Origin of the sequence: Photobacterium proteolyticum (assembly GCF_001939735.1) — a bacterium.
Lineage (GTDB): Bacteria > Pseudomonadota > Gammaproteobacteria > Enterobacterales > Vibrionaceae > Photobacterium > Photobacterium proteolyticum.
In genome coordinates this window covers 1-24,727 of sequence record NZ_MJIL01000044.1, presented here as the reverse complement: position 1 = coordinate 24,727, position 24,727 = coordinate 1, and the positions used below count along the sequence as shown (strand labels likewise).

16 protein-coding genes and 2 pseudogenes are annotated in these 24,727 nt (G+C 47.1%); 10 read left to right on the top strand and 8 right to left on the bottom strand.

The window, feature by feature from the left end; translation table 11 throughout:
• Positions 1-65: 65 nt before the first annotated feature.
• The 3 genes from BIT28_RS02500 to BIT28_RS02490 are packed head-to-tail and all read right to left on the bottom strand — an operon-like array spanning position 66 to position 5,417.
• On the bottom strand, positions 66-2,900 hold the full coding sequence (locus BIT28_RS02500) for an Hsp70 family protein (RefSeq protein WP_075762065.1): 2,835 nt from the start codon (positions 2,898-2,900) through the stop codon (positions 66-68).
• Positions 2,901-2,955: 55 nt separating this feature from the next.
• On the bottom strand, positions 2,956-4,791 hold the full coding sequence (locus tag BIT28_RS02495; RefSeq protein ID WP_075762064.1) for an Hsp70 family protein: 1,836 nt from the start codon (positions 4,789-4,791) through the stop codon (positions 2,956-2,958).
• A complete protein-coding gene (locus tag BIT28_RS02490) occupies positions 4,791-5,417 on the bottom strand; it encodes a DUF2760 domain-containing protein (protein WP_075762114.1) in 627 nt (208 codons plus the stop codon). The genes BIT28_RS02495 and BIT28_RS02490 overlap by 1 nt, the downstream gene beginning before the upstream one ends.
• 517 nt (positions 5,418-5,934) lie before the next feature.
• Here BIT28_RS02490 and BIT28_RS02485 point away from each other — a divergent pair.
• Positions 5,935-6,288 (top strand): YajD family HNH nuclease, encoded by a 354-nt coding sequence (locus BIT28_RS02485; RefSeq protein WP_075762063.1) that lies wholly within the window; start codon positions 5,935-5,937, stop codon positions 6,286-6,288.
• A 100-nt stretch (positions 6,289-6,388) separates the two neighbouring features.
• Here BIT28_RS02485 and BIT28_RS02480 read toward each other — a convergent pair whose 3' ends face one another.
• Together BIT28_RS02480 and BIT28_RS02475 are read right to left on the bottom strand one after the other, a co-directional pair.
• The gene (locus BIT28_RS02480) at positions 6,389-7,471 is read right to left on the bottom strand and encodes a site-2 protease family protein (protein ID WP_075762062.1); all 1,083 of its coding nucleotides are present in this window, start codon (positions 7,469-7,471) and stop codon (positions 6,389-6,391) included.
• Positions 7,472-7,605: 134 nt separating this feature from the next.
• Positions 7,606-7,899: a winged helix-turn-helix domain-containing protein gene (locus tag BIT28_RS02475; RefSeq protein ID WP_075762061.1), complete on the bottom strand. Its 294-nt coding sequence runs from the start codon at positions 7,897-7,899 to the stop codon at positions 7,606-7,608.
• A 235-nt stretch (positions 7,900-8,134) separates the two neighbouring features.
• Between BIT28_RS02475 and BIT28_RS02470 the strand changes: the two genes are divergently transcribed.
• The 6 genes and pseudogenes from BIT28_RS02470 (at position 8,135) to lpxL (BIT28_RS02445) (ending at position 14,387) form a co-directional block, all read left to right on the top strand.
• Positions 8,135-8,272: a periplasmic nitrate reductase, NapE protein gene (locus tag BIT28_RS02470; protein ID WP_075762060.1), complete on the top strand. Its 138-nt coding sequence runs from the start codon at positions 8,135-8,137 to the stop codon at positions 8,270-8,272.
• Positions 8,273-8,335: 63 nt separating this feature from the next.
• Positions 8,336-10,827 (top strand): annotated as a pseudogene (gene napA, locus BIT28_RS02465) (nitrate reductase catalytic subunit NapA).
• 11 nt (positions 10,828-10,838) lie between these two features.
• The gene (locus BIT28_RS02460) at positions 10,839-11,309 is read left to right on the top strand and encodes a nitrate reductase cytochrome c-type subunit (RefSeq protein WP_075762059.1); all 471 of its coding nucleotides are present in this window, start codon (positions 10,839-10,841) and stop codon (positions 11,307-11,309) included.
• 13 nt (positions 11,310-11,322) lie between these two features.
• Positions 11,323-11,904, top strand: coding sequence for a NapC/NirT family cytochrome c (locus BIT28_RS02455; RefSeq protein ID WP_075762058.1), 582 nt, complete (start codon positions 11,323-11,325; stop codon positions 11,902-11,904).
• A gap of 293 nt (positions 11,905-12,197) precedes the next feature.
• Positions 12,198-13,139, top strand: a complete 942-nt coding sequence (lpxL, locus tag BIT28_RS02450; RefSeq protein WP_075762057.1) for an LpxL/LpxP family Kdo(2)-lipid IV(A) lauroyl/palmitoleoyl acyltransferase — start codon at positions 12,198-12,200, stop codon at positions 13,137-13,139.
• Positions 13,140-13,460: 321 nt separating this feature from the next.
• Positions 13,461-14,387 (top strand): LpxL/LpxP family Kdo(2)-lipid IV(A) lauroyl/palmitoleoyl acyltransferase, encoded by a 927-nt coding sequence (lpxL, locus tag BIT28_RS02445; RefSeq protein WP_075762056.1) that lies wholly within the window; start codon positions 13,461-13,463, stop codon positions 14,385-14,387.
• A 66-nt stretch (positions 14,388-14,453) separates the two neighbouring features.
• Here lpxL (BIT28_RS02445) and BIT28_RS02440 read toward each other — a convergent pair.
• Positions 14,454-15,119: pseudogene (locus BIT28_RS02440) on the bottom strand (pirin family protein); the annotation flags it as partial.
• Positions 15,120-15,310: 191 nt separating this feature from the next.
• Positions 15,311-16,150 carry a pirin family protein gene (locus tag BIT28_RS02435; protein WP_075762055.1) on the bottom strand — a complete coding sequence of 280 codons (840 nt, stop codon included), beginning with the start codon at positions 16,148-16,150 and terminating at the stop codon, positions 15,311-15,313.
• Positions 16,151-16,710: 560 nt separating this feature from the next.
• Between BIT28_RS02435 and BIT28_RS02430 the strand changes: the two genes are divergently transcribed.
• A complete protein-coding gene (locus tag BIT28_RS02430; protein WP_075762054.1) occupies positions 16,711-21,282 on the top strand; it encodes an AAA family ATPase in 4,572 nt (1,523 codons plus the stop codon).
• A 446-nt stretch (positions 21,283-21,728) separates the two neighbouring features.
• Here BIT28_RS02430 and BIT28_RS02425 read toward each other — a convergent pair whose 3' ends face one another.
• A complete protein-coding gene (locus BIT28_RS02425; protein WP_083651703.1) occupies positions 21,729-22,913 on the bottom strand; it encodes a hypothetical protein in 1,185 nt (394 codons plus the stop codon).
• Between the two features lie 123 nt (positions 22,914-23,036).
• Here BIT28_RS02425 and BIT28_RS02420 point away from each other — a divergent pair, with 123 nt between their 5' ends.
• Positions 23,037-24,227, top strand: a complete 1,191-nt coding sequence (locus BIT28_RS02420) for a ParB N-terminal domain-containing protein (RefSeq protein WP_075762053.1) — start codon at positions 23,037-23,039, stop codon at positions 24,225-24,227.
• A 311-nt stretch (positions 24,228-24,538) separates the two neighbouring features.
• Positions 24,539-24,676: a hypothetical protein gene (locus tag BIT28_RS29470; protein WP_175577481.1), complete on the top strand. Its 138-nt coding sequence runs from the start codon at positions 24,539-24,541 to the stop codon at positions 24,674-24,676.
• The last annotated feature ends 51 nt before the right edge of the window (positions 24,677-24,727 follow it).

The window sequence follows — 24,727 nt, the reverse complement described above, 5'->3', positions numbered from 1 at the left end:
ACCGTGGCAGAGAATATGAAATACTTTATAAAAATGAGATTACCAGCCTAAACCCTAACAGAACCTTAATCGATTAGACGAAGCCCTGTCGGTAATGCATCTCCGAATACTCGCTTGGTTTCAGCTTCTGTAAGTACCTTCACTTCTGAGACCATTTGAATCCAGCTATCCGGAGCCTTGCTTGCCTTTAGTTTGGCTATGACATCGGCACGGTTCTGATCGTCAATATCCAGAGCGCGGTCACCTGTCATTCTGCACATCATAACAGCGGCAAAAGCGATGTTTGGATCTTTGCGCCAGTCGTAATCCATAAGCTCGGGCAAACAGTAGGCGACATGCTGCGGTGTCAGCAGGTTGTGCGCACTGCCATAAAACGGACTGCGGCTTGCAATACGCCCGATGGCCCACCAGTGCGCCTGAGAGTACTGGGTCTTTTGCAGGCGTCCAAATATCCACTCGATAAGCTGCAGCTTCTTCTCAAAAGGTAAATGCTCAAGCGTGGCTGCAAGGCGGACCATATCTTCATAGCTACGCTCTTGAAGCTCTTTGTTCAGCTTGCTGTTGCGTGTCGCGCCAGGATTAATGTATTTGGCAATATCTTTGAAAATCACCAGTTGCTGCTCTTGGCTAAGGCCACCGGCGATACGACGCCAGAATGTCCACCAGTCGCTCCATGTCTGTGTTTTGCTGTCAAATTGGATCCCGTGCTGGTAGAGAGCCCAAACTTGTTCCATTCGCCAGTCATCGGATGGGTAGCCAAAGCCTGGTCGCATGGCAAAACCTGCCAACTTGAGCCAGTTTCGCTCATGAATATCAGAGCGGCGACGGCGTTTCTTACTCTCTAGCAGGGCATTAGCCAGCTCGCGTAGACAGGGTGTTTCCCAGCTATCGCGTTTACCCAGCATTTTTTCAAGATTGCTACGAAGGGTTTTGATGGCTTTGTTATCAGCATTTTTGGTGCTGCCACCGTAAACTTGTTTGATTGCGCTGATGGCATCATCCATGCGAGCGGGCAGAATCGACTCTGCCATGGTGGCGTCATCGCTACCACGATTAAGCTTGGCCAAATCTTTACGAATGGCAAATTCTACTTTCCAGCGCTTGCTGTCATCGTTCACACTGACACATTCAATCTGCAGGGTACCCACTTCGGTCAGCTGACAAGCTAGCGTGACTTCTTCGCGGTCCTTTTGGTTGGCAGCCAGTTCGGCACGATCTCGATCGCTGTCCAGCGTTGCAATGAATGGGGGGAGGGTAACGAAGCTGTCAGAGTCGATAGCAAACAGTTCACCGGCTTCAGTGTGGCTGTCATCGGTTGATGAAACAAGGTTAAAGCGAACCGGTTCCCCAAGCGTCAGGGCAAACTTGCGATCGGTTAAGCGTACCTCTGTGCCTTCATCGATCCCTTTAGGCAGGATGCAGATCCCTTGTTTACCTTTTCTCTTGTCTTCAAGAGTCAGGAAGAAAGATCGTGCAGAACCACCACCGATCTTTAGTTGCGCGCCGTGTCGTGCTTTGGCGTACGCAACAGCTCCATAGGCAACCGCAAGGTCAGGATGAGGGTTTTGAAGCTCAGTGACGCTGTCACCTCTCCAGTGGGAGAAGGTCGAGAGTACACGCTCAGACAATAACGGGCTGTTGAACACTCCACCATTAAGCAATACAGCGGAAGGAATTGCTGGCAGGCTTGCCGCGAGATCTGCACCATTGTTTTCAAGAGCTTCACGGCAGACTGAGTCATGCAGGTCAATAAATTGAGCCAGGTGTTTGCTGATTGCCGGATCGGCCGCATAAGGCAGGCCGAACTCGACCACAGCGGCCTGGCGATGACTTGGCTGATCACTGTATTCCGTTTGTGGGAAGAAACCGTCGAGTGCTATGCTGTGAACTTCCTCTCGGGTTAGCTCGATACTTTTCGAGCCACCGATCAGGCGAGAGCCGCTACCCAGCAAGGTGACTTTGGCCGATTCAGGTGCATTGCCTGAAAGCAACTGTTCTTTGACCTTACGGGTTTGTTGGATAAGTTTTGATAAGCCGGCTGCGCTGAGCTTCTTAGCACCACCGTGAAGGCGCTGTTCGGCTTTGTGGGCAAGAGCTAAATCCAGGTTGTCACCGCCAAGCATAAGGTGGTCACCAACGCCGATACGGTCAAGGGTCAGCTTTTCATTTTCTGTGCTGACCTTGATAAGGCTGAGATCAGTGGTACCACCGCCAACATCACACACCATCAGTAGCGGAATATCTTTAAGCTGAGCTTCGGCAGTGTCTTTGTTTTTTGCGTACCAGTCATAACAGACGGCCTGAGGCTCTTCCAATAGCAAAATTTTCGGTAGACCAGCCATTGCAGCGGCCTCTAGTGTTAAAGCGCGTGCACCTTCATCGAAAGAGGCTGGAACCGTTACTACAACTTCCTGATCGGCAAGCTTGGCATCTTGGTGGTGATAGTCCCACGCCTGTCGAACATGGTTCAGGTAGCTGGCACTGGCCACGACTGGTGAGACTTTTTCGACACTACTATTTGAAGACCATGGCAGAATGGCCTCGCTGCGATCGACACCGGTGTGCGAAAGCCAACTCTTGGCACTGACCACCTGACGGCCTTCCACTTTGGCACCAAGTTCGCGGGCAAACTCTCCGATAATGGCGTTGCTGATATCGCCTTTAACCGGTTGGATATCCCATGGCAATACCAGCTCTGATGGACTTATTTCACCTTCAGCCGGGTGATAGCGAAATGATGGCAGCAGAGGTTTGCGGGCAACTTCACCCGGCGCAATAAGCTGGTCAATTTCGAAGATGCTGATTGGACTTGTTTCGAGTTCGTCGGTGATAGGGGTATAAGCGACAACAGTGTGGGTTGTACCTAAATCGATACCGACTAGATAACGAGGGGAAGACATTGGTTACTCCGTTAAAATTACGGCGCATCTAGGATGCGCCGTAACAGGGTAGGGATTACTTTTCGCGAACGTCGAATTCGACCTGCCATTTCTGGCCGCCATCGGTAGGGATGGCTTCAAGGCATAGTGTGCCAAGTTCGGTAACACGGGACGCAAGACGTACAGGCACAACCTCACCTGCAGTACGACCGTCTGAAACAGGTAGTGTTACCTGAATGGCAGGCAGTTCTTCCAGTTCTTCCGGTTGCCACCAGTCAAGATGGGTACCGGCTGGGTCTTCACGGCGCACTGTGGAACCAAAGAACTTGAATTGTACCGGCTGACCAATGACCAGGCCAAATTCGCGGCTAGGAACGTCAGCGTGTGTACCTTCTTCCATACCGAATGGTGCGACACACAGTGCTTCAAGAGGCGGCTCCATACCTGGGATTGCCGGCATAGAACTTTCGATACCCACATAGTAGCTGCTTGCAATACCACCACGGATTCGAACGCCTTTACCTTTTCGTACTGAACCGTAGTAAGAGGCACCGCTTGCAACAGCCAGATCGAGATCCAAACCTTCAAGCAGTTTAGCTTCGTTGCTGCCACCCGCCGCTAGCCAGCTGTTAATGATAGACAGCAGACGCTGAGATAGCAGTTCAGACTTCAGTACACCGCCGTTAAACAGAATAGCCGTTGGGCGAATAAAGTCTTCGTGTAGCTGATCGTATTTCTCAAACAGTTCGTCAACTGCTGAAGACTGGCGACTCAGGAAGCCGGCAACATGACGCGATACGGCTGCATCTTGTGCGTATGGCAGGCCCATCTGAGTTAGGGCGCCGCGCTGCATTTCAACAGGGTGCTCTTCAATGCTGTTCTGAGGGAAGAAGCCCTCTACCAGTGTCTGCTGGACTTCTTCTTGTGTCAGTTCGGTTTGCAGCGTGCCGCCCAGAAGCTTGGAGCCGCGGCTTGGGACAACAATAGGCACCGCTTGCAATTCTGTATCGCTTAGCAGGGCTTCTTTGGCATCACGGCAAGCATGAGTAATCGCCTGGATCTGCCATGGCTGAAGCTGTTTGCCTTCCTGAGCCAGCTTCATCTTCAAGCGATAAGCCAGCGCCAAATCCATGTTGTCACCACCCAGTAGGATGTGGTCACCAACCGCGACTCGGTTCAATGTCAGGTTACCTTCTTCTTCGGTTACCGCAACAAGTGAAAGGTCTGTGGTACCACCACCGATATCAACCACCAGAATCACATCACCGACAGACACTTGGTCGCGCCAGGTGTCATCGTTGTTCTTCAGCCAGCTGTATACGGCTGCCTGTGGCTCCTCTAGCAGGGTCATGTGCTTGAAGCCGACGCTACGTGCCGCTTCTGCTGTCAGTTCGCGTGCTGCAGGGTCGAAAGAGGCCGGTACCGTGATGGTGACATCCTGATCAAACAGTGGCGTGTCAGGGTGCTGGTTGTTCCAGGCTTCTGCCAGATGTTCAAGATAGTTACGAGTGGCATCGATAGGGGATGCCTTTGCAACTTCTTCAGGGCTGTTTAGCGGCAGGAAAGCATCACGACGGTTTATACCACCGTGGCATAGCCAGCTCTTAGCACTGGCGATAAGGCGGATTGGCGTTTTGCTGCCAAGCGTTCGTGCCATTGCACCGACAATTGCTTTCGGCTGCGCATTCCATGGCAGGGCGGTATCGCCTTCTGCGAGTTCAGACTCGTGAGCCTGATACATAAATGATGGCAGCTGATCTTTTTCTTCAACATTACCCGGTGTGGTAAGTTGGGCGATCGGCATGACGTTGACTTTTGCTTCTTCATCTTGCAGATCGACATAAGACAGTACGCAGTGAGTGGTACCTAAGTCGATACCAACGCTAAAACGATGTTCTTGTGTATCTTGCATTACAGTTCTACCTCAGCGGCGGCTACAATACTTGCATCATGACCGTCTGCCAGCTTAGGCAATTTAACGTCGGTCACTTTCCAGCCGCGATGGATAAGGGTTCCGGTGAAAGGTGCTTCGCCAATAACATTACCTGTTAGGCGCACTTCTGAGGCATTGAAGCCTTGTGGCAGGGTAATGCGTGTCTCTTCGTCTTCAGAACGAACAGGTGCAAAGCTGAAGTATTCGTTTAGGACTTTCTGGCCACCTTCGTGAATAACACGAGCGGCAGCGCCGATTTCTGCATCGGCAAAACCTTTCAGGTCTTCCTGCATGAAATCAATAAAACGGGCTTCTTGCTGAAGCAAAGAAAGTAGCTGAAGGGCTGCATCCGGAGTCGCTGTTTTTAGCTTCGGCTCAACTTCAACAATTTTCTCAACGATCTTTTCAACTTCTACGATCTTCTCTACAGGTTTTTCAACCTCAACGATTTTCTCTACTTCGACTTCTTTCTCGACAACTTTCTCGACTTCAACTGGTTTGCCTTTTTTGGCGATATATAAAACCAGTAACACTAATACCAGACCGCCTAACCAAGCGTGTCCCATATCAATTGTTGTCGGCATTGCCGATAAATCCACAGTCATTTTAGAAAAATCAAAAGCCATATCCGTCTTCTCTTTACAGTGAAAAATCGATTCACTATGAACAATTTGGGCTGAATACTAACATACTCATCCTGCATTACATCTAGGGTGGACCTTTTTTTACTTCAAATTATGCAAGAATTGATGCCTTAGATTAATTTGCAACCAATCAAGGGTTTGACATAACTCTGTCATTGTATGTCTATCAAGATGTTATTCTACAACGCCCATATTAATATTCATGAAATCTTTGATTGCTTCCTTTCATTTTTAGTCTATTTTTCACGACTTTGTCAGTATTCTGCAGATCCTTTGGCTAATTTTGTTCAATCAGATTGAGCCGAGGCTGGCTTCATGGGGGAGTTTTGCGTAATTATGCGCCGGAAGCGGTGCGTATTGGTAACCAGAGCCAGTGGAAAATCATTACAATGTGTGTTTTGTCCGGTTATTGCGATGTATTTTGGGTACACTTGCGGTAGATTTAGATAATTGCTTTAACGAACCATCAGGCTGAATTATGTCATCAGATTATTACGGCACTAGTGCCGCTTATGCCCGCAAAGAACAAGGTTACCGTGAAAAAGCGCTGAAGCTTTATCCCTGGGTTTGCGGTCGTTGTACCAGAGAGTTTGTTTACTCAAACCTTCGTGAACTGACGGTACACCATGTCGATCATGATCATACCAATAACCCGGAAGACGGCAGTAACTGGGAGTTGCTGTGTCTGTTTTGCCATGATCACGAGCATGAAAAATATACCGAGCATGATCAGCAGACTGGCAGTGTGATCAAAGCGGGTGAAGATGATCACGAAGCGGCGACGTTTAATCCATTTGCTGATCTAAAAGCAATGATGGAGAAAAAGAAGTAGGTTCTTGTTCCCTCCTCTTATGAAGGGGAGGGCTAGGGTGGGGTCGTTATGTTAACCCCCTCCCAGCCTCCCCCTTGAAAAGAGGGAGGAGTATTCCAATCTAAGATCCTAACACTTTCAGTGGCAGCCCCAGCATGGCATTGCCTGTGCCTGCGAAATACCAGATTATTGCAACCAATGCACCGACCAACCCGACATACCACACGAAGGAAACGATTTGCCCATAGCGATCAAGCGGGAGAAGGTGACTATTGTGGCGATATTTCCATTCGATCAGAATCTCGATAGAGCCCATGATGAGCAGAAAGCCAAACAGTGCTAGCCCGAGCGAGTAACTCAGCATGACACCGCCTACCGCAGCCAAGGCACATAAGCTGATGCCGACTATGCTGTTCATTGAAAAGCTGATGCTCTTTAGAACATGTCCGCCATCAAGAGGCAAGATTGGCAGCAGGTTAAACAGGTTGAGCAAGGCATTGAATACAGCCAGACCGGCAAAGAACATCTCGCCGGTTGCCCAGTAGGCCAGAGTGCAGATGAGAGACATAATAAGGCCAAAGAACGGGCCCATGATCGAAATCACCACATCCTGCCACCGCGTATTTATCTTTTCGTCACTCAGAGCCAGGCCGCCAAGAAAAGGTATCAGGTAAATACCTTTGGTTTTCATACCAAAGTATTTCATTGCTCTGATGTGGCCATACTCGTGAAAGACCAAACAGGCAACCAGAGCGAGGGCAAACTGGACGGAAAATAGCCAGGAGTAGGCCGCTAGACTGGCCGCAGCTAATATTCCTTTGATTACCTTGGCACTTTTCAGCAGCTTCATGCCCAGAGATGCCAAGCCGATTAAGCTAAACTTTCGTTCGGGAGACGGTGGGGCTACCGGCGTCTGTTGCTCTATATCTTTGGTGTTTCTTGAACCGTCGGCAATGAGTTGTTCGTTGGCACACAGGCGATATTCAATCAAGAAAGGCTGCCAGCTCAATGACACCTCGACACGGCATTGAATCACTTCTTCGCCGTTACTCAGTTCGAACTGGTGGATATGCTGGTTGGTATGATCAGCATCGGCATTGATTTGGGATACCAGAGTGTTATTCCAAAAAAGCTGCTGCCAGCCCGCCATCGACCCTTCCAGTCGCAATGGGCGGCCAAGAAAATCAATTGATAGTAGTTCCAAGGAAAATTCCGTTTGTGCAGAGTAACAATAGATCCGGGATTATGCTTTCCCACAACAGACACGTAAAGAGGGTAAACACACTTGGTGACGTGTTACGTGATGGGTAGAGCAAGGTAAATTAGAGGGATCATGTCTCAGGGGTAGTCGAGGACCAGTTTTATCTCTGTCAGATTATCAATAATCCACTGTTTGTTAATCGCTCCCCAATCAGTAATCTTATAGTGGCCACTGCGGTTACGCTCACCCTTGGTTTGGACGAAGGTACAGATGATATCCAAGTCAGCAAGGCTTTTAATTGTGTCCTGGGCTGTTCGCCTAGGCATGCCGGTGTATTCGAGAATGCCGGGCACTGTCGAGATGCCGCTGTCAATCAGGTGAGCAAGATACAGGCGGCGATAAAAACTGCTTTTCGTTTTGCTGGTAGCCATAGACGTTACATAAATCCTTTTTATTTTGTCCTCATCTTCGAGAGTAACACTAAAGGGGGGCCGGCAACAGCCAGCGACTGGCTGTATCTCTGGACTTCAGTAGCCTCTTCAATAGTTTCCGATACGATGTCTGTTTTTCTTCCCATTTTTGTAACGCCTCCTGCTGCTATCAGAGTTATCAATTTCTCAGAAGCTGACTAGAGTTAACATATCGAAATAGTCTTGGAGTAGGCGGATGCAAGATGAGAATCAACGCCGAGCTGAGCTCAAAGCTTTCCTGTTTATTACCGTAATCATGTTTCCAATCCTTGCTGTAGCCGTTGTTGGTGGCTATGGCTTTTTGGTGTGGTTTTTACAGGTACTTACAGGCTAATTACCAGTTAAAACAGGCCGCGTTGTAGAGATGGCCGTAAGTGAAGTATGCAGAGAGGTCGTAATGAAATGTTCACGACGGAAGTTTATTAAAGCGCAGGCAGCAGCATCCGCAGCGGCAGCGATTGGAATGACGATCCCGGTGAAGGCCAGTAATGTGGTGACGGATGCATCTAAGACTCAGTTGAAATGGCAAAAAGCACCGTGCCGTTTTTGCGGAACAGGGTGCTCGGTAAACGTTGGGGTGAAGGATGACAAAGTTGTTGCGACCCATGGAGATATCAAGTCACCGGTGAACCGTGGCCTGAATTGTGTGAAGGGTTATTTCCTCTCTAAGATTATGTACGGTGATGATCGCCTGACTCAACCAATGCTGCGTATGAAAAGCGGCAAGTACGACAAGAACGGAGAGTTCACTCCGGTGAGTTGGGATCAGGCCTTTGATATTATGGCTGAAAAGTGGAAGGGTACCCTGAAGGATAAAGGACCGGAAGGGATCGGTATGTTTGGCTCGGGGCAATGGACGGTTTATGAAGGCTATGCCGCCTCGAAACTGATGAAAGCGGGCTTTAGGTCAAACAATATTGAGCCGAATGCCAGGCACTGTATGGCGTCTGCTGTTGTTGGCTTTATCAGGACGTTTGGTATTGATGAGCCGATGGGGTGTTATGACGATATCGAAGCGGCTGACGCTTTTGTTCTCTGGGGCTCTAATATGGCGGAGATGCACCCCATTTTGTGGACCCGGGTGACTGACCGACGTTTGTCGAGCCCGCATGTGAAAGTATCGGTTCTATCGACTTTTGAGCATCGTAGTTTTGAGCTGGCAGATATCCCTATTGTTTTTACTCCTCAATCTGATCTTGCCATCCTTAACTTTATTGCCAACTACATCATTACCAACAACAAGGTAAACCAAGACTTTGTCAGCAAGCATGTTAACTTCCGCCGGGGGGCGACAGATATCGGTTACGGACTGCGCCCCGAGCACCCACTGCAACAAAAAGCGAAGAACCCGGACAGCGGCGCCTCTGATCCAATGACATTTGACGAATTCAAAGAGTTTGTATCGGAATACACGGTAGAAAAAGCCAGTGAGCTTTCAGGTGTGAAACCGGACAAGCTTATTGAGCTGGCAGAGCTATATGCCAACCCTGATACCAAAGTCGTGTCGTTCTGGACCATGGGTTTCAACCAGCATACTCGCGGGGTGTGGTGTAATAATCTGGTCTACAACATTCACCTGCTGACCGGGAAGATTTCCACTCCCGGTAATAGTCCATTTTCATTAACCGGTCAGCCATCGGCTTGTGGTACTGCTCGTGAAGTGGGGACTTTCGCCCACCGTTTGCCTGCAGACTTGGTAGTGCTAACCCTGAACATCGTAAAACAGCGGAAAAGATCTGGAAACTACCAGACGGGACTATCCCGGCTAAAGTCGGTGCCCATGCAGTATTGCAAAACCGTCTGTTACGAGACGGAAAGATTAATGCGTATTGGATCCAGGTAAATAACAATCTCCAGGCTGCGGCCAATATCAACGAGGAGACCCTGCCAGGTTATCGCAACCCGGATAACTTTATTGTTGTTTCCGAGGCTTATCCAACGGTGACGGCTCAGGCTGCCGATCTGATCTTGCCTACGGCGATGTGGGTCGAGAAAGAAGGTGCGTACGGAAACGCAGAGCGCCGAACACAGCTTTGGTATCAGATGGTTAAAGCACCCGGTGAGTCAAAATCCGATCTTTGGCAGTTGATGGAGTTTTCAAAACGCTTCAAAACCGAGGAAGTGTGGCCGAAAGAACTGCTGGATGCAAACCCGAGTTACAAGGGTAAAACGCTATTTGATGTGTTGTTCATCAACGGCCAGGTCAACAAGTTCCCGCTGTCCGATCTGCCGGAAGGACAGATTAATGATGAAGCGACAGAATATGGTTTCTATGTGCAAAAAGGGTTGTTTGAGGAATATGCCGAGTTCGGCCGTGGCCACGGCCATGACCTGGCACCGTTTGAGATGTATCACCAGTCTCGCGGGTTACGCTGGCCGGTTGTCGACGGCAAGGAAACCCTATGGCGCTATCGTGAAGGCTCAGATCCATATGTGAAAAAAGGCGCGGGTTTTGAGTTCTACGGCAAGCCTGACGGTAAGGCGATCATCTTTGGACTTCCTTTTGAGCCAGCGGCTGAAGCGCCGGATAAAGACTATGATCTCTGGCTTGTTACCGGGCGGGTGCTTGAGCATTGGCACTCCGGTTCTATGACACAACGGGTTCCAGAGTTATTTAAGTCTTATCCGAATGCCCAAGTCTTTATGCATCCTGAGGATGCTAAGTCCCGCGGATTACGACGTGGTGATGCGGTCAAGGTTGTTTCCCGTCGCGGAGAAATCATCACACGAGTGGAAACCCGGGGCCGTAATAAGCCGCCGAAAGGTTTGGTGTTTGTACCCTGGTTTGATGCCAGTCAGCTCATTAATAAGGTGACATTGGATGCAACCGATCCGCTGTCCAAGCAGACTGACTTCAAGAAGTGCGCAATTAAAATAATGAAAGCATAGGAGTCTGAATAATGAAGGGTTTAATTTCCGTACTTCTTTTGCTAACGGCCGCTTTGTCACTTTCTGCCGCGGTAGTGGTTGCGGCTACTGCAATTGTTGATGAGGAGTTGGCGACACTGCGTATGTCGGCGCTAGATACCCAGCCCGAGCCTCCGGTGATGAGCCATCCTCTCAATACTGACATTATTCCGAAGCGAAGTTATCCGATGCAGCCGCCAGTTATTCCGCACAAGATTGACAATTACCAAGTTGATCTGAATGTGAATAAGTGCATGTCTTGCCATGCTCGGAGCCGGGTAGAGGAAACGCAGGCCCGCATGATCAGTGTGACCCACTATATGGATCGTGATGGTAACTTCCTAGCAGAGCTTTCTCCGCGAAGGTACTTCTGTCAGCAGTGTCATGTGGTACAAACCGATGCGAAGCAACTGGTCGGTACTGATTTCACAGATCTTGACACCTTGATTGATCAAGAGCAGTGAGGAGGTAGCCAGCATGTGGAACTGGATAAAGAAATGGTGGCAGCTGGTTCGTTCTCCATCGAAGTATTTCAGCCTCGGTTTTTTAACTTTAGGCGGGTTCATTGCCGGGATCATTTTCTGGGGGGCTTTTAATACAGGTATGGAATTTACCAACAGCGAGCCATTTTGTGTGAGCTGCCATAGAGATAATGTCTATCAGGAAATTCAAGGCACCATCCACTTTACCAACCGTACCGGTGTGCGGGCTATTTGCTCTGACTGTCATGTTCCCCATGACTGGACAGATAAGATGGCGCGTAAGATGCAGGCTTCAAAAGAGGTGTATGCCTGGGTTACCGGCGCTATTTCGACGCTAGATAAATTTAACGAAAGGCGGCGTGAAATGGCGGACAGAGAGTGGACAAGGATGAAGAAAAACGACTCGCTGGAGTGCCGTAACTGTCATGAGTTTGTCTATATGGATTTTACCCGCCAGTCTCAGCGGGCGTCTAATCAACACTCGACAGCTTTGGCCAGTGGAGAAAAAACCTGTATTGACTGCCATAAAGGTATCGCCCATAAGTTGCCAGATATGCATGGCGTTGAAGGATTTTAACTCTTCTGTCGTGATATAGCCAAAGGGTAACAAGGTACTTGTTACCCTTTTTGGTTTCGAGCTGTACAGGCACCTTAAATAGATTTTACTGGTGTAAAAATCGTCAAAAATGGCTACATCTTTCCTTATTTTTTCTGAAAAGGTGACATCAGGTCAATAATTGTTATGAAAAGTAAATATCTCTATTACTTGTAAAGCAGAGGTAATAAAATGCTTTGCTTTTTATAGCATGGGTATCCATTGTTTTTACAGTGTGTACATAACAACAATTAGCACTGCGAACAATAAACGCTATGAGCAAATCTGAAGCACCAACTTTTAGTTATAAGTTTCTCCTGCCTCGCTATTGGCCAACATTAGTGATGGTATTGATCATGTACCTGCTTAGCTGGCTGCCATATTTTATCCAGTTTCGCCTAGGGCAATGGATTGGGCAGGCAGTTATGCGGGTTTTGCCGAAACGTCGCCAGACCATTGAGAAGAACCTTTCGCTTTGTTTTCCTGACATGCCAGAACAGGAACGTAATCATCTTGTTGAAATGAATATCAAGAATGCCGGGCTGGCACTGTTTGAAACCGGAATGGCCTGGTTTTGGCCTGATCTGCGTGTTCGCCGCCATGTAACCCTTGAAGGTATGGAGCATATCTACAAGCTAGAAAGCCAAGGAAAGGGGATGTTGATGATGGCGGTTCACTCGATGAACCTGGAATTGGGGGCGCGTGCGTTTGGGATAACTAAAGCGGGGATGGGGGTTTACCGACCGAATAGCAATCCCTGTTTTGATTATTTCCAGTATCAAGGCCGCTCTCGCTCAAACCGTACCTTGATAGATCGCAGAGATGTAAAAGGGATGATTCATGCTTTGCGTACCGGTAAAATCGTATGGTATGCCCCGGATCATGACTATGGTCGTCGTCGTTCAACCTTTGCTCCGCTTTTTGCCGTTGAAAAAGCGTGTACGACAACGGGAACAAGTTTATTGGCTGATGCATCTGAATGCGCCGTAGTGCCGTTTACAATTGTCAGAAATACAGAATCCGGCCAATACACCCTGAAAATTCATGAGCCTTTGGAAGCCTTTCCTCATAAAGATGAACAGGCTGCGGCAGAGTACATCAACAAAGCCGTTGAGCGTTCCATCATGGAAGCTCCCGAGCAATATATGTGGCTTCACCGTCGCTTTAAGACTCGCCCGGAAGGAGAGACTTGCTTATATGCTAAATCATCGTCCTAGTGAGAGACTTATTGCCTAAGTAAGCCTAACGCACCTATCTTTCCAAAAGCCCGCTCATGTGGGCTTTTCTTTCCTCGTTAAACATGTCACTCATTCCTCTTGGGTATTATTTGTTCTCCGTATTGCTGTAAACTTACAGGGCTAACTATCGGATTTAAGTATAGTTTTCTTAATATAGCCTGTATGGATAGCTAGAAGTCTTGTTACAGTCTTGCATGATTGGTTACTAATTAATAAAATACGATGTTCGATAGGAGTAATCCCTTGCTTTTATTGACCATGATGAAGCCATAATAATAACCATGGGAATGTTTTTCTGATATGAGTAATTTAACAGCGCCTGCATTTAAAATAGCATTTCTTCATCCTCGCTATTGGCTAACGTTGACCATGATTGGTGTGATGTATCTAATCAGCTGGTTGCCGTATTTTATCCAGTTCCGCCTTGGTCAGGGGCTTGGACGTCTGGCGATGGGGATAGTTAAAAAACGCCGAAAGACGATTGAACGTAATCTTGAACTTTGTTTTCCGGATATGCCAGCTGACGAGCGAGAGACGTTGACGCAAAAGAACATCGACAATACCGGTTTGGCGATGTTTGAGACGGGCATGGCTTGGTTTTGGCCTGATTTGCGTGTTGAGCGTCACGTGACGTATGAAGGTTTGGAGTACCTTCATCAACTTGAAGAGCAGGGAAAGGGTGCTCTATTGATCGCGGTACACTCACTGAATCTTGAACTCGGCGCTCGGGCATTTGGTTTGAAGACTCCGGGCGTAGGTGTCTATCGACCAAATACGAATCCTTGTTTTGATTATTTCCAGTTTAACGGCCGTATTCGCTCGAACAAATACATGGTTGATCGCCGGGATGTCAAAGGAATGCTGCGTGCATTGCGAAATGGTGAGCGCGTTTGGTATGCACCCGATCATGATTATGGTCGACGCCGTTCGACTTTTGCGCCGCTATTTGCGGTTGAAAAGGCTTGCACCACAACAGGTACGAGTTTGCTGGTGGATGCCTCTGATTGTGCCGTTGTACCATTCGCGATGGTTCGCAATACAGATACGGGTCGCTACACGTTGAAGGTTTTCCCACCACTGGAAGCGTTTCCGAATAATGATCCTGATGCGGCCGCGGCTTATGTAAATAAAGCTATTGAACGCTCAATAATGGAAGCGCCAGAACAGTATATGTGGCTTCATCGCCGCTTCAAGACGCGACCTGAAGGCGAAGAGTCTCTTTACTAACTCTCAATCGTGAATAAGTAAAGTGTAGGGAATAGCACGGCGGGGTGCTTTCCTTACACTTTTAACTTAACCGACTAGCTTACCTTGCTGATAATCGGATATTGCCTGCTCAATTTCTTCCATGCTATTCATTACAAAAGGGCCATAGTGAACGACAGGTTCATCGATGGGTAAGCCTGAAAGTAGCAAGACGCCTGTATCCTCGGCAGCTTTGATCGACAGTCCTTCACCGCTTTCTAGAATAGCCAGTTGACCAGCCTGAGCGGTGACTCCCTCAATTTCTATAGCGCCCTGGTAAACATACAGCATGGCCTGAAAGTCCGGGTTGAGGCAACTGTTGAATAATTCACCTTTGGCGGCTCGCCAGTCAGCAACGGTTGTTGGTACGCCGGTTTTCTGTAACGGGCCGGTTAGTGTTTCACCCTTGATGGTTAAATCACCGGAGATAACCCGAACCAAACTATTCTCAGCAAGTGATTTTTCAGTGATCACTTCAGGCTGGAAGTCATGATACTGAGCCGGTTGCATTTTCTTGGTTGCCGGCAGGTTAATCCATATTTGAAAGCCATGCAGATTGCCGTCGGTCATGACAGGCATTTCACTGTGAATAACACCACGTCCGGCTGACATCCATTGTGCGCCACTATCGCGAAGCTCACCGATATTTCCCATATGATCCTTATGCTGGAAATGGCCTTGCAGCATATAGGTAAGGGTCTCGATGCCTCTGTGTTTTCAAGAGCTACAAAAAAAATTGTCCATATTATAGTGCTTGATCACGTTTTACGCTGCCGTGCTAAATTTAGCCCTACGATGAGCAAATATGACCATTCACTTGACATAAAGTGATTAGAGTTGACTATGCCTATAGAGATCAGGAGTTAATGCTAATTCACCTGATCTCTATAAAATATGGTTGTCTGTTATACCAATTGACCTTGCTGGTAGTCTTGTATGGCTTGCTCAATCTCTTCCATGCTATTCATTACAAACGGGCCGTAATGCACCACAGGCTCATTGATTGGGATGCCCGAAAGTAACAGCACACCGCTGTCTTCGGTGTTTGTGATGGCTAGCCCCTCACCGTGATCGAGTAACGCCAACTGTCCGGTTTTGACGGTTTGTCCTTCCACTTCAATTGTACCTTTGTAGACATAGAGCATCGCTTGGAAGTCGGGATTTAGGCAACTGGTAAATTTCGCCCCTTTGGTGGCTTGCCAGTCTGCGATTGTGGTTGGAACACCAGTTTGCTGCAAGGGCCCTTTGATTGTATCGCCTTGAATGGTGAGATCACCTGAAATTAACCGAACTAGGTTATTTTGGCCTAATGCCTTTTCAGTGATCATCTCAGGCTGAAAGTCAGTGTATTGAGCTGGCTGCATCTTCTTGGCAGCTGGCAAGTTAATCCAGATTTGGAAGCCGTGTAGCAAGCCGTCAGTCATCATCGGCATTTCACTGTGGATGACGCCTTTACCTGCAGACATCCATTGCGCGCCACCATCCTGTAATTCACCTACGTTGCCCATATGGTCTTTATGTTGGAAATGGCCATTGAGCATATACGTGAGAGTTTCTATGCCGCGATGCGGGTGATCTGGAAATCCACCAATGTAGTCATCAGGGCTAATCGATTTCAATTCATCGATCATTAAGAATGGTGAAAAGCTGGTGTTATTAAATCCATGTACACGCTGGATTTTTACGCCATCGCCATCAGATGATGGGTGAGATTGAATGACTTGTTTGATACGTCGGATTGCCATAGTCGCCTCCAAATTTCTTTCTTTTCTGTAGTGTAGAAAGCAACGTGCGAAGCAAACAGGGGGAAAAAACGAACAGCTTGTTTGAAAAATTTGAACGACTATCAAGTATGAGAAGAAGAGGGTGGTTGAAAATATGAGAGGTCATCAATGTTTAGGTCTAGTTTTATATCGTTAGTATGAATAAAGCCTGTCAGTTTCATTGCACCTATTTGACTAGAGTTGACAGGTTGATCCAACATGCTTCTGCTCCATTGCTTCATAGAGCTGTTGTTCGAAACACTTTCTGTAACTTCAGTTTGACCAAATTTATCTAATCCCCAGGATGCGTGCTTGGTTTCATAACCTGCTGTCTTATCTGAATTTGGCAAAAGGCAGGTTAGGGAACAAGGATGATGATATGGCAGACAATCCGGTATTACCGCTAACTCACGACTCAACTGAAATTAGATCATTCGACGTCGGTTAACTGTTCAAATCAATACATTGAAGTTTAGTGTCTTGTTATACTTCACTAATGTCATTGATATATATAGTTTTATGCAAGGTAAAGGAAGTCATCTATGAGTAAGGCTGGCATTCAATCTAATCGAGGAGACGGTTATCAAACATTGGTTGCGATGGATTTAGCTTTAACTGTATTGTCGGACCCTGATTACCAGTGGATCGAGGTTGATTCTGTATCTACTCCAGTTGATGACGTTGTGATTGGCAAAACTAGCGGTAAACGGATTTGCTGCCAGTGTAAGAAAAACCAATCCTTACACAAGAGTTGGTCTTTCAGTGACCTTGAAGATGAACTGCAAAATGCGATCAACTTGCTGGCTGAAGAGCCTAATGCCGAAGTCCGTTTTTATTCTCGAGATTCATTTGGTGACTTGAAAGCCCTGAAAGAGTTCAGCGCCAACTACTCAGATGCTCATAGCTACCAAGCACTCCTGACAAAGGCCCATCGAGTTACCGACGACAAACTCCACACCTTGCTTCAAAAGCAAGGAGCACACCTAACAACTTATCATGTCCTTCAGTGTATTGTGTTTGAGGTCAGTCCCGAATTAGAGCGAATGCAAGAGTTACTGAAGGAACGCTTACGAGTTCTGGTAAGCCAGCACGATGTGGCCTTCGACGCACTGTGGAGGCGATTGGATCAACTTGGCATGCGTGCTCAGGGACAAGGATTGACTGTCGCAGCGCAGCATCGACTAACCAAAGATGACATAAAAGAGCTGCTCCTCAAGTCTGGCTCTCTTTTCGTTCCACCTATAGAAATACAGCGGATCCGCTCATCTTTTGAAAGTATTTCATCAATCGGCCGTTCCTGGTGCAGAGAGATCGGTCCAGAACGTCTCCCTAGCCATACAGTTCACTCTGTAATCGAAGCCATCAAAGAAAAGAGACGATCGATATTGCTGACTGGGCAGCCCGGCTCGGGAAAAACCTGCGTGATGCTATCAGTACAAGAAGAGTTAGAACGTTACGCACAAGAAAATACAGATCTGCAACCGTTATTCATTCAAGCCAGAGAGTTTGTTGACCTCCCCACAGCGCAAGAGCGGCGAGCACAGGGGCTCGATGAACACTGGGTTGAAGAAGCTGCGCGCTTGGCTGACGAAACCCATGTCGTAGTACTGATCGACTCGCTGGATGTCTTATCTATAGCCCGTGAGCACACCGTTCTCAGCTACTTCCTTGCCCAGATAGATCGTCTAACAAAGATCCCAAATGCCACAGTGGTGACTGCTTGCCGTGAGTTCGACAGTCGATACGATCGGCGTATTGCACAACGCCAATGGGAGGAGCAGATCTCCTGCCAACCTTTAGGCTGGGAAACAGAGATCATCCCTCTACTCAATCGACTCGGTATCGAGACCTCGAATATTGAGCCTGTTACCCAAGATCTGCTCTGCAATCCGCGCGAACTGGCACTCTTTGTTGAGCTCGCACAGCAAGGTGGCAGCTTTAACATCGTTACGAGCCAATCACTATCTACTCGTTACCTAAACACGATCGTAGAAGGTAACCCCTTGCTAGGCAGACCGGCCTTGGAGGCCTTGGAAAAGTTTGCCTGTGCAATGTTGGTATCACGCAGTCTTTCACTTCCTCCTCAGCGACTAGATGTCAGTGATCAGACTGTGCGTACTCTGCTCAGCTGCAATATTCTGCATGAAAGACAAGACAAACAGCTAGAGTTCGGCCACCAAACACTGCTAGATGTATTAGTAATCAGTGGTGCAAAACGCGATGGAGTAACACTCAATGCCTTTATTCAGCAGTTACCCCCAGTCCCTTTCGTCCGCCCCACCATTCGCAATTTTGTGGAACAGATAGCTAATGGTGATCGGCGAGAGTTTAGGAAGCAAATACGGACCGTCTTGATTGGTAATCACGCTTTCCATATCAGCAGACTTGTAGCAGAAACCTATGCAGAAAGGCCACCACATGATGATGACTGGTCTATGCTCCGCGAACTACGCAATCAGAACAAGGATGTTTTCCAAGCGATCTACAGCCGTGCTAACAGCATTGAGTGGCATCACTTCTGGATGAGGCACCTAGTCCCCTACCTCAAGCTGGCTCAAGATTCTACTGGCATAGTGCAGCATGCTTATCAAGTATCACGATGGAAAATCGAAGATACTTCAGGTGTGCTAGCGTTTTGGCTAGACATTCTGTCACAGGATTTCAATGAGAGAAGCCAGCTCCTACATTCTCTAGCTCATGAAGTTACTCGATTTCCAAAAGGTCGAGTTACTCAATGCTCTGCGTTGATTGAAAAGATACTTGAGATGCCGGTTTCTGATCACAGTTTTGTCGGCAATGCATTGGCCTATGGCATTCAATATGGAGGTCTGTGTGCCTCTAAGCTTTGGGGCTATATCGCCGGTGATATCCAAGACCAGGACTTGAACAGGTATAACTGGGAAGATAAGTTGCGCTGCCGCCCGCATGAGTTTGGCAACGACGACAGCTTTTTGCCAAAACAGCTCAAGGACTCTACTAAGCTACTCGAGTTGGTGGTTTCAGATATTGAGCGCTGGAGCACTCTTGAGTCGGCTAGATACCGCACTCCAACAAATGTGTTTCGGCATGGATTTTTAGACAAAACGTCCTATGAAGATTCGCATTCAGAGCGAGACTTTCGGCATATCGATAGCATACGGTCGTTGATGGACGCTGTTGAGGCATCTATTTTACAGCACAGTAAAGAGGGTTCTGCCTGGTGGAGGGCCAACCAAGAGCGTATATGTCTCAGCAACGAAGGGGCGCTGTGCTACTTTGGTCTACTTGCCTGTACAACCGCTCCAGAAAACAACCTAGAGATGATAGGCCGTATACTAAGCGAACCGAAATTATACAGTTCTGCTATAGCCTATGAGCTAGGGACGCTAATCCAGACTGCATATATTCATCTAGCACCAAGTGTGCAGAATGCAGTTGTCTCAAACATCCTATCGATCCGTCAGGAGGATGCCGACAACCCAGAACGTCGACAATGGATGATACAGGAACAAGCTGAAATGAGCTTGGCTGTTCCATGTCATATGCGTACTACTGCGATACTATCCATCCTGAGGGAGCACGAAAAAGCGTGCTGGCCATTACTACGTAAAGCCGAGATTACATCATGGGGAGGTACAGTGTGTGCGCCATTTTCCTATCAGGTCTTTCTCGACGCCGACAACAAAGCTGTCATGCGATTGCTAAGCCACTATCACGGATACAACAGACACTGCTTGGATGAGCATCTTATTGGTGGGGAGAGTGAGGTCGGTCATCAATTGTCTATCGCGGCCTCTTATCAACCAATTCGCTTTTTATGGCTGCTTTCTAATCGTTGGGAGGAATTGTCGGAGCGCTTCCGGGATGACATTTTGAACGGTTGCGCCAATCATCTAGCTCACCGATTTGGCAACTTAAGTCCGAGTGACAGCAATTGGGCGCCTTTAGAAGTTCCGGAGGGCCAGGATTTAGCTGGGGCAATTCTCGACGAGCTAGAGCGCCACAGTCAGCGCTGGATGCACAAACGTTCTACTGCCAACGCGATTGAGAGTTGCGCACATGTTGTCAGCAATGATTCAGATAGAGTTATTTCCATTGCTAACACGTTTTTGTCGCTACAGGAGGAAAATAGCTCCGTTTCGGGCGACTCTGTTGATTGGCTCACGAAGGGGATCAATATGAGGCGTGGTAGAGCTGCTGAAGCGATGGTCATCCTAGCCAATCAGCTAGAGGAAACTGGAATACCATGGCCTGGAGCTCTAGCCGATGCGCTGAAACAGTGGGCATCGGATCAACACCAGGCTATCTGTGCCGTGATATTGCGCAGTTTACCGTACTTGCAAAGTCGCTATCCCGAACTGGGATGGGCCTTATTTGAGATGGCGATGAGTAATTCCACTCATGGGCTTTGGAAACTGGCCGAACGCTGCTTGTATTACGCCTATTACCACAAATATGAGCTTGTCGCCCCCTATCTGCTGCGCTTACGCCATGAAGGCGAAGAAAGTGACCTTGAGATATGGGGCCGACTCTCAGCACTCTGCGCGATGGCAAACCATATCACCTATTCCGATCTACTGACGGACTTAAAGGCGTTAGGCTCAGCTAGCGCCTGGCGTGGTGCTTCTGGTGTATGGACTCATTCCGGGAACGCTAAAGCACATCCTGATCAATGCTTCACAGGACTAGAACATGGACTTTCAACGCAAAACCACATAGCCAAAGTAGTTGCTAAGGAAATTGAAGGGCTATTCCGAGATAAAGCTCAAATGCTTTCTGTTCCTCACCAATTGCTAGAGCACTATTTTTCTGTATTAAAGGAAGGCGAAGAGCAACACAAAGGCGAGTTGTGGGGCTTTAGCGAGTGGCTCAATGCAAAATCTCAGCACGATCCGATGCTGACTCTTAATGCTGCTGAACTGTATCTAGCTCATATCCGGAGTTCTAATGGTTACCTTTACGATCGGGACCATCACCTCACACAATTTTTAACTCGCTTGTTCGCTGAGGCTGAAGAGCAAGAGGAGTTAGATGATGGCCAGATGCTGCAGCGTGTAGTTGCCCTGCAAGATGTGTTACTTGCTTTGGGTGTCAGAGGTATAGACGACTGGCTAAAGGCAGCAGAGCGACCATAATGACCAGAGGTGTTTTGTACCTCTGTTACCTCTGGCAACAAACTATGGTGGTTTGGTAAATCAGGCCACCTCATTAGAGAGGTGTCATATTAGAGAGGTGTCATATTCGCCACAAGTAACAATCTCTTTGCGATACTTGAGGTAATTCATAGATTACTAATTTAGCAACCTCACTGACACGTTTCTGTCCCGATCTGAGTTGTAACGGAAAGTGGTTTTTGCATGGCCATGCATGTGGAAACTTCTCGCCCAAAGTACGCTTTCTGCGCGTTTCTTGGAATTTTCAAGCACCGTCCCTAAACCGCCTAACATGAGGAAAAATTATATTATTTGTGTTCATATTTAACTGTAACTAAAGTAGTTGAAAGTCCAATGCTTGGGTTTTCTACATCCAGACTAATCCAAATAACAGAGATTTGGTCGAGACTAACTCAAAAAACGAACCATCATATGCTCTGCTCATGCTCTCTTACTAGCTTAATAAAATACTTGGCGAGCCCTTTCCGGAAACGCCTTCCCCCGCCAGCAGCGTTTATATAATAACTTCCAGTAACATCAAGCTCCATAACCCCACTTTCAGCCCAATGAGCAGCTTTGTTCGAATAGTCTAAACAAGAAAGCTTTTGAGCTGCGGTCATCACATCATTCTTGCTACCACCCGTGTATATAATCTCATGGATAACCAGACTGAGTGCTAGCCAAACAGACGGAGAATAATGAAGCCCATCCCTGTCGTTATCAAATTGCTTTTTCATGCGATATAACCACTCAGAAAAAAATAAGATAACTAGGTTCTTAGCGTTAGCTTTTGCTTCATCGGTAAAAGGGGCTTTCCCGGAATTGAAATCACTTATCCGGTTTTTGTCTTGGGCACTGGCTCCCGCTATAGCACCAAGGATCACACGAATCATAGTTGACTCTGTCGTGATGGCTAAATCAGATTTAGCCAGCCTAACCGACGAAACCATTCCGCCATACTCATCCAGATTGATAGCATTGGTAATCTCTTTAACATATTGCTTTATTGGATCTTCGGTAACTAAGGTTCCGGGTAGCGGTGCGTGTAATTGCTCGTTCTTTTGATTATATATACTGTAGTAAGAAATCATATCGCAGCGGTTGATCCCGCTAGTTGAATTGAAAAGCAATGTTAATTGGATTGGAAGTTTCGATAGCAGTTGTCTTATTTCACTGTTGTCGACGATCGACTGCTTAGAAAGTTTTCTTTTCTTTTCAAAAGGATGCTCAAAACCAAGGAGTGTCATAATTGCAAAAAGACTTAGAACCCCATCAACGATGAGCGTGTTACTTGCGTAATACGATAACTTGATTATACCGTTACTTTTCTTCTCTACGGTTGGCTTCTCCCCAACAACGAAAGTAAGAGACAACACAGGGATTTTGTCTTTTCCAAGCAAACCCCGTGTAATGATGTCGCATATCCTTGTAATCCTTGATGAATTTGCTCTGTTATGAATAGCTTTAAATGTTGCTTCCATCTCAGAAACATAAGGAGCCGATGCCAAATCAAAGTAACTCGGAAGCTCAATAGCCGTAAGATGTGTGACTAAACTTTGGTCCAACAAATCACCAACATCTGGGCTAAGACCTGTGATTGAAACTTTCTCCACTGATACCACGTAAAGTTAATTTTATTTTCGCATATTCTCGCATTTTTTCTCTTTCCAGACTTGATCGGACGCTGCGTCCGATCAATAATTGCTCGCCTCATAGTAAGCTAAAGAATAAGCAGTATGAAAAACGCCCCAAACCTGCATGAAGACTCTCTTGTACAAGTGTTTCTTGAAGAATACGCTGCCTTGCCAGAAACCTACATAGCTAGCTCAGAAGAGTTGATGGACAATTCAACGAGAAAACTCTCCGTAGAAACAATGAGTGAGATCTTCAAATCAAAAGCCAAGTATTATCCGCAGCTCAAGGCAATTGATTTACCTATACGTCACGAAGTAGTTCACATAACCCCAACTGTCGCACGAGATATGCTTCGATTCTCAAGACGCGGAGCTATCAATGAAGGACTAAAAAATCGGCGTATAAAGGCAACCACGGTTAAGCGTTTTACTAATGATATGAACGAGCGAAAGTGGTGCCTCACTGGCGAGCCAATAATTATTGGATTCGATGGCGAAATTATGGATGGTCACACAAGATTAGAGGCTGCATCTCAATCCCAATACGGATTTATTGCAGTAATTATATGGGGAGTCTCCGATCAACTTAGCTTCGCACATATTGATGTTGGAAACACACGTTCTCGAGCGGAAGTGCTTGAAATGTCCGGTGTGCAGGTAAATGCACGCATACTAGCCCAGGCAGCGCTACTAGCCCAATGCTTTGATAACACAGCCAATAAATATCATTTTCGTGGTACACAGGGTAATAAATACCAACAGATGGAGACAGTGGACTACGTAAAACAGAATCAAGAAATTCTTCACTCTGTAGCGCTAGTTGAAAGTCTGGCTAAAAAATATCGGCAGGAGATACAGGCCTCGCCAGCGACATACGCCTTTGCGCATTACCTGATTAAAAAGCAAATCGAGGTGTCAGAAATCGAAGAGTTTTCAGTTACACCTGAATATTATTTAACAAAAATAATTTCGGGGATTGGCATTAAAAGTGAAGAAGACATCGAATATCAAGTGAGAAACTATTTGCAAACGTTGATTGGAGAAGCTGCGTCATACTCATTACTTTGTCGTTTGTCAGCAATATTTAAAGGATGGAACAGTTACCTTGGTATTCCTATTTTTGGAAAAAAGATAGCTGTTCGTCGTGTCGCAAAGTTTACAAAAGATGATGAAGGCAACAAGCTTCCAGCAAAAGGGGCGGGAAATATAAACGAGCCATTTACAGTTCCTTGTCTTGCACCCGGCAAAGCATCACTAAAAATTACGAAGCAGGCAGCGATAAAAATAGTGTGAGGACGACGCTACTAATTTTCAGAAACGGCTGCTGTAACAACCGGTAATCTGGGCAACTATCTATTTATTTAATTACCGAGGGACTTTGTCGTTCCAGCGTACCAGTCACCCCATAGAGCACTCAACTAGTAATCATTGTTAAGCAGCAACAAGCGATGATTTAGCTCTCTGACACGCAAGGCGATAGTATTCAGTTTCTTCCTTAACCATATGCCTCTTACAGTGGACTGGATTATTTCTATTTGGTGTTCCCCTAGTGTGGTGGGGTGAACGGCACTGATTAACATCGAGAAAACAAAAAGGGATAACCTATGAATATCGAAGCCCTGAAAGCCTTGTCCATTGAAAACAGAAACGTAATGCCTTGGCTACAGGGTATTACCTCTGACAAGCAATATGATGAGCTTATTGCATTTATGGTGCATATTCCGGAGTATTGCGACCCCTGATTCCGGGATTATCCGATCGCTCATTCCGGTTTAAACCGATCACCGATTCCG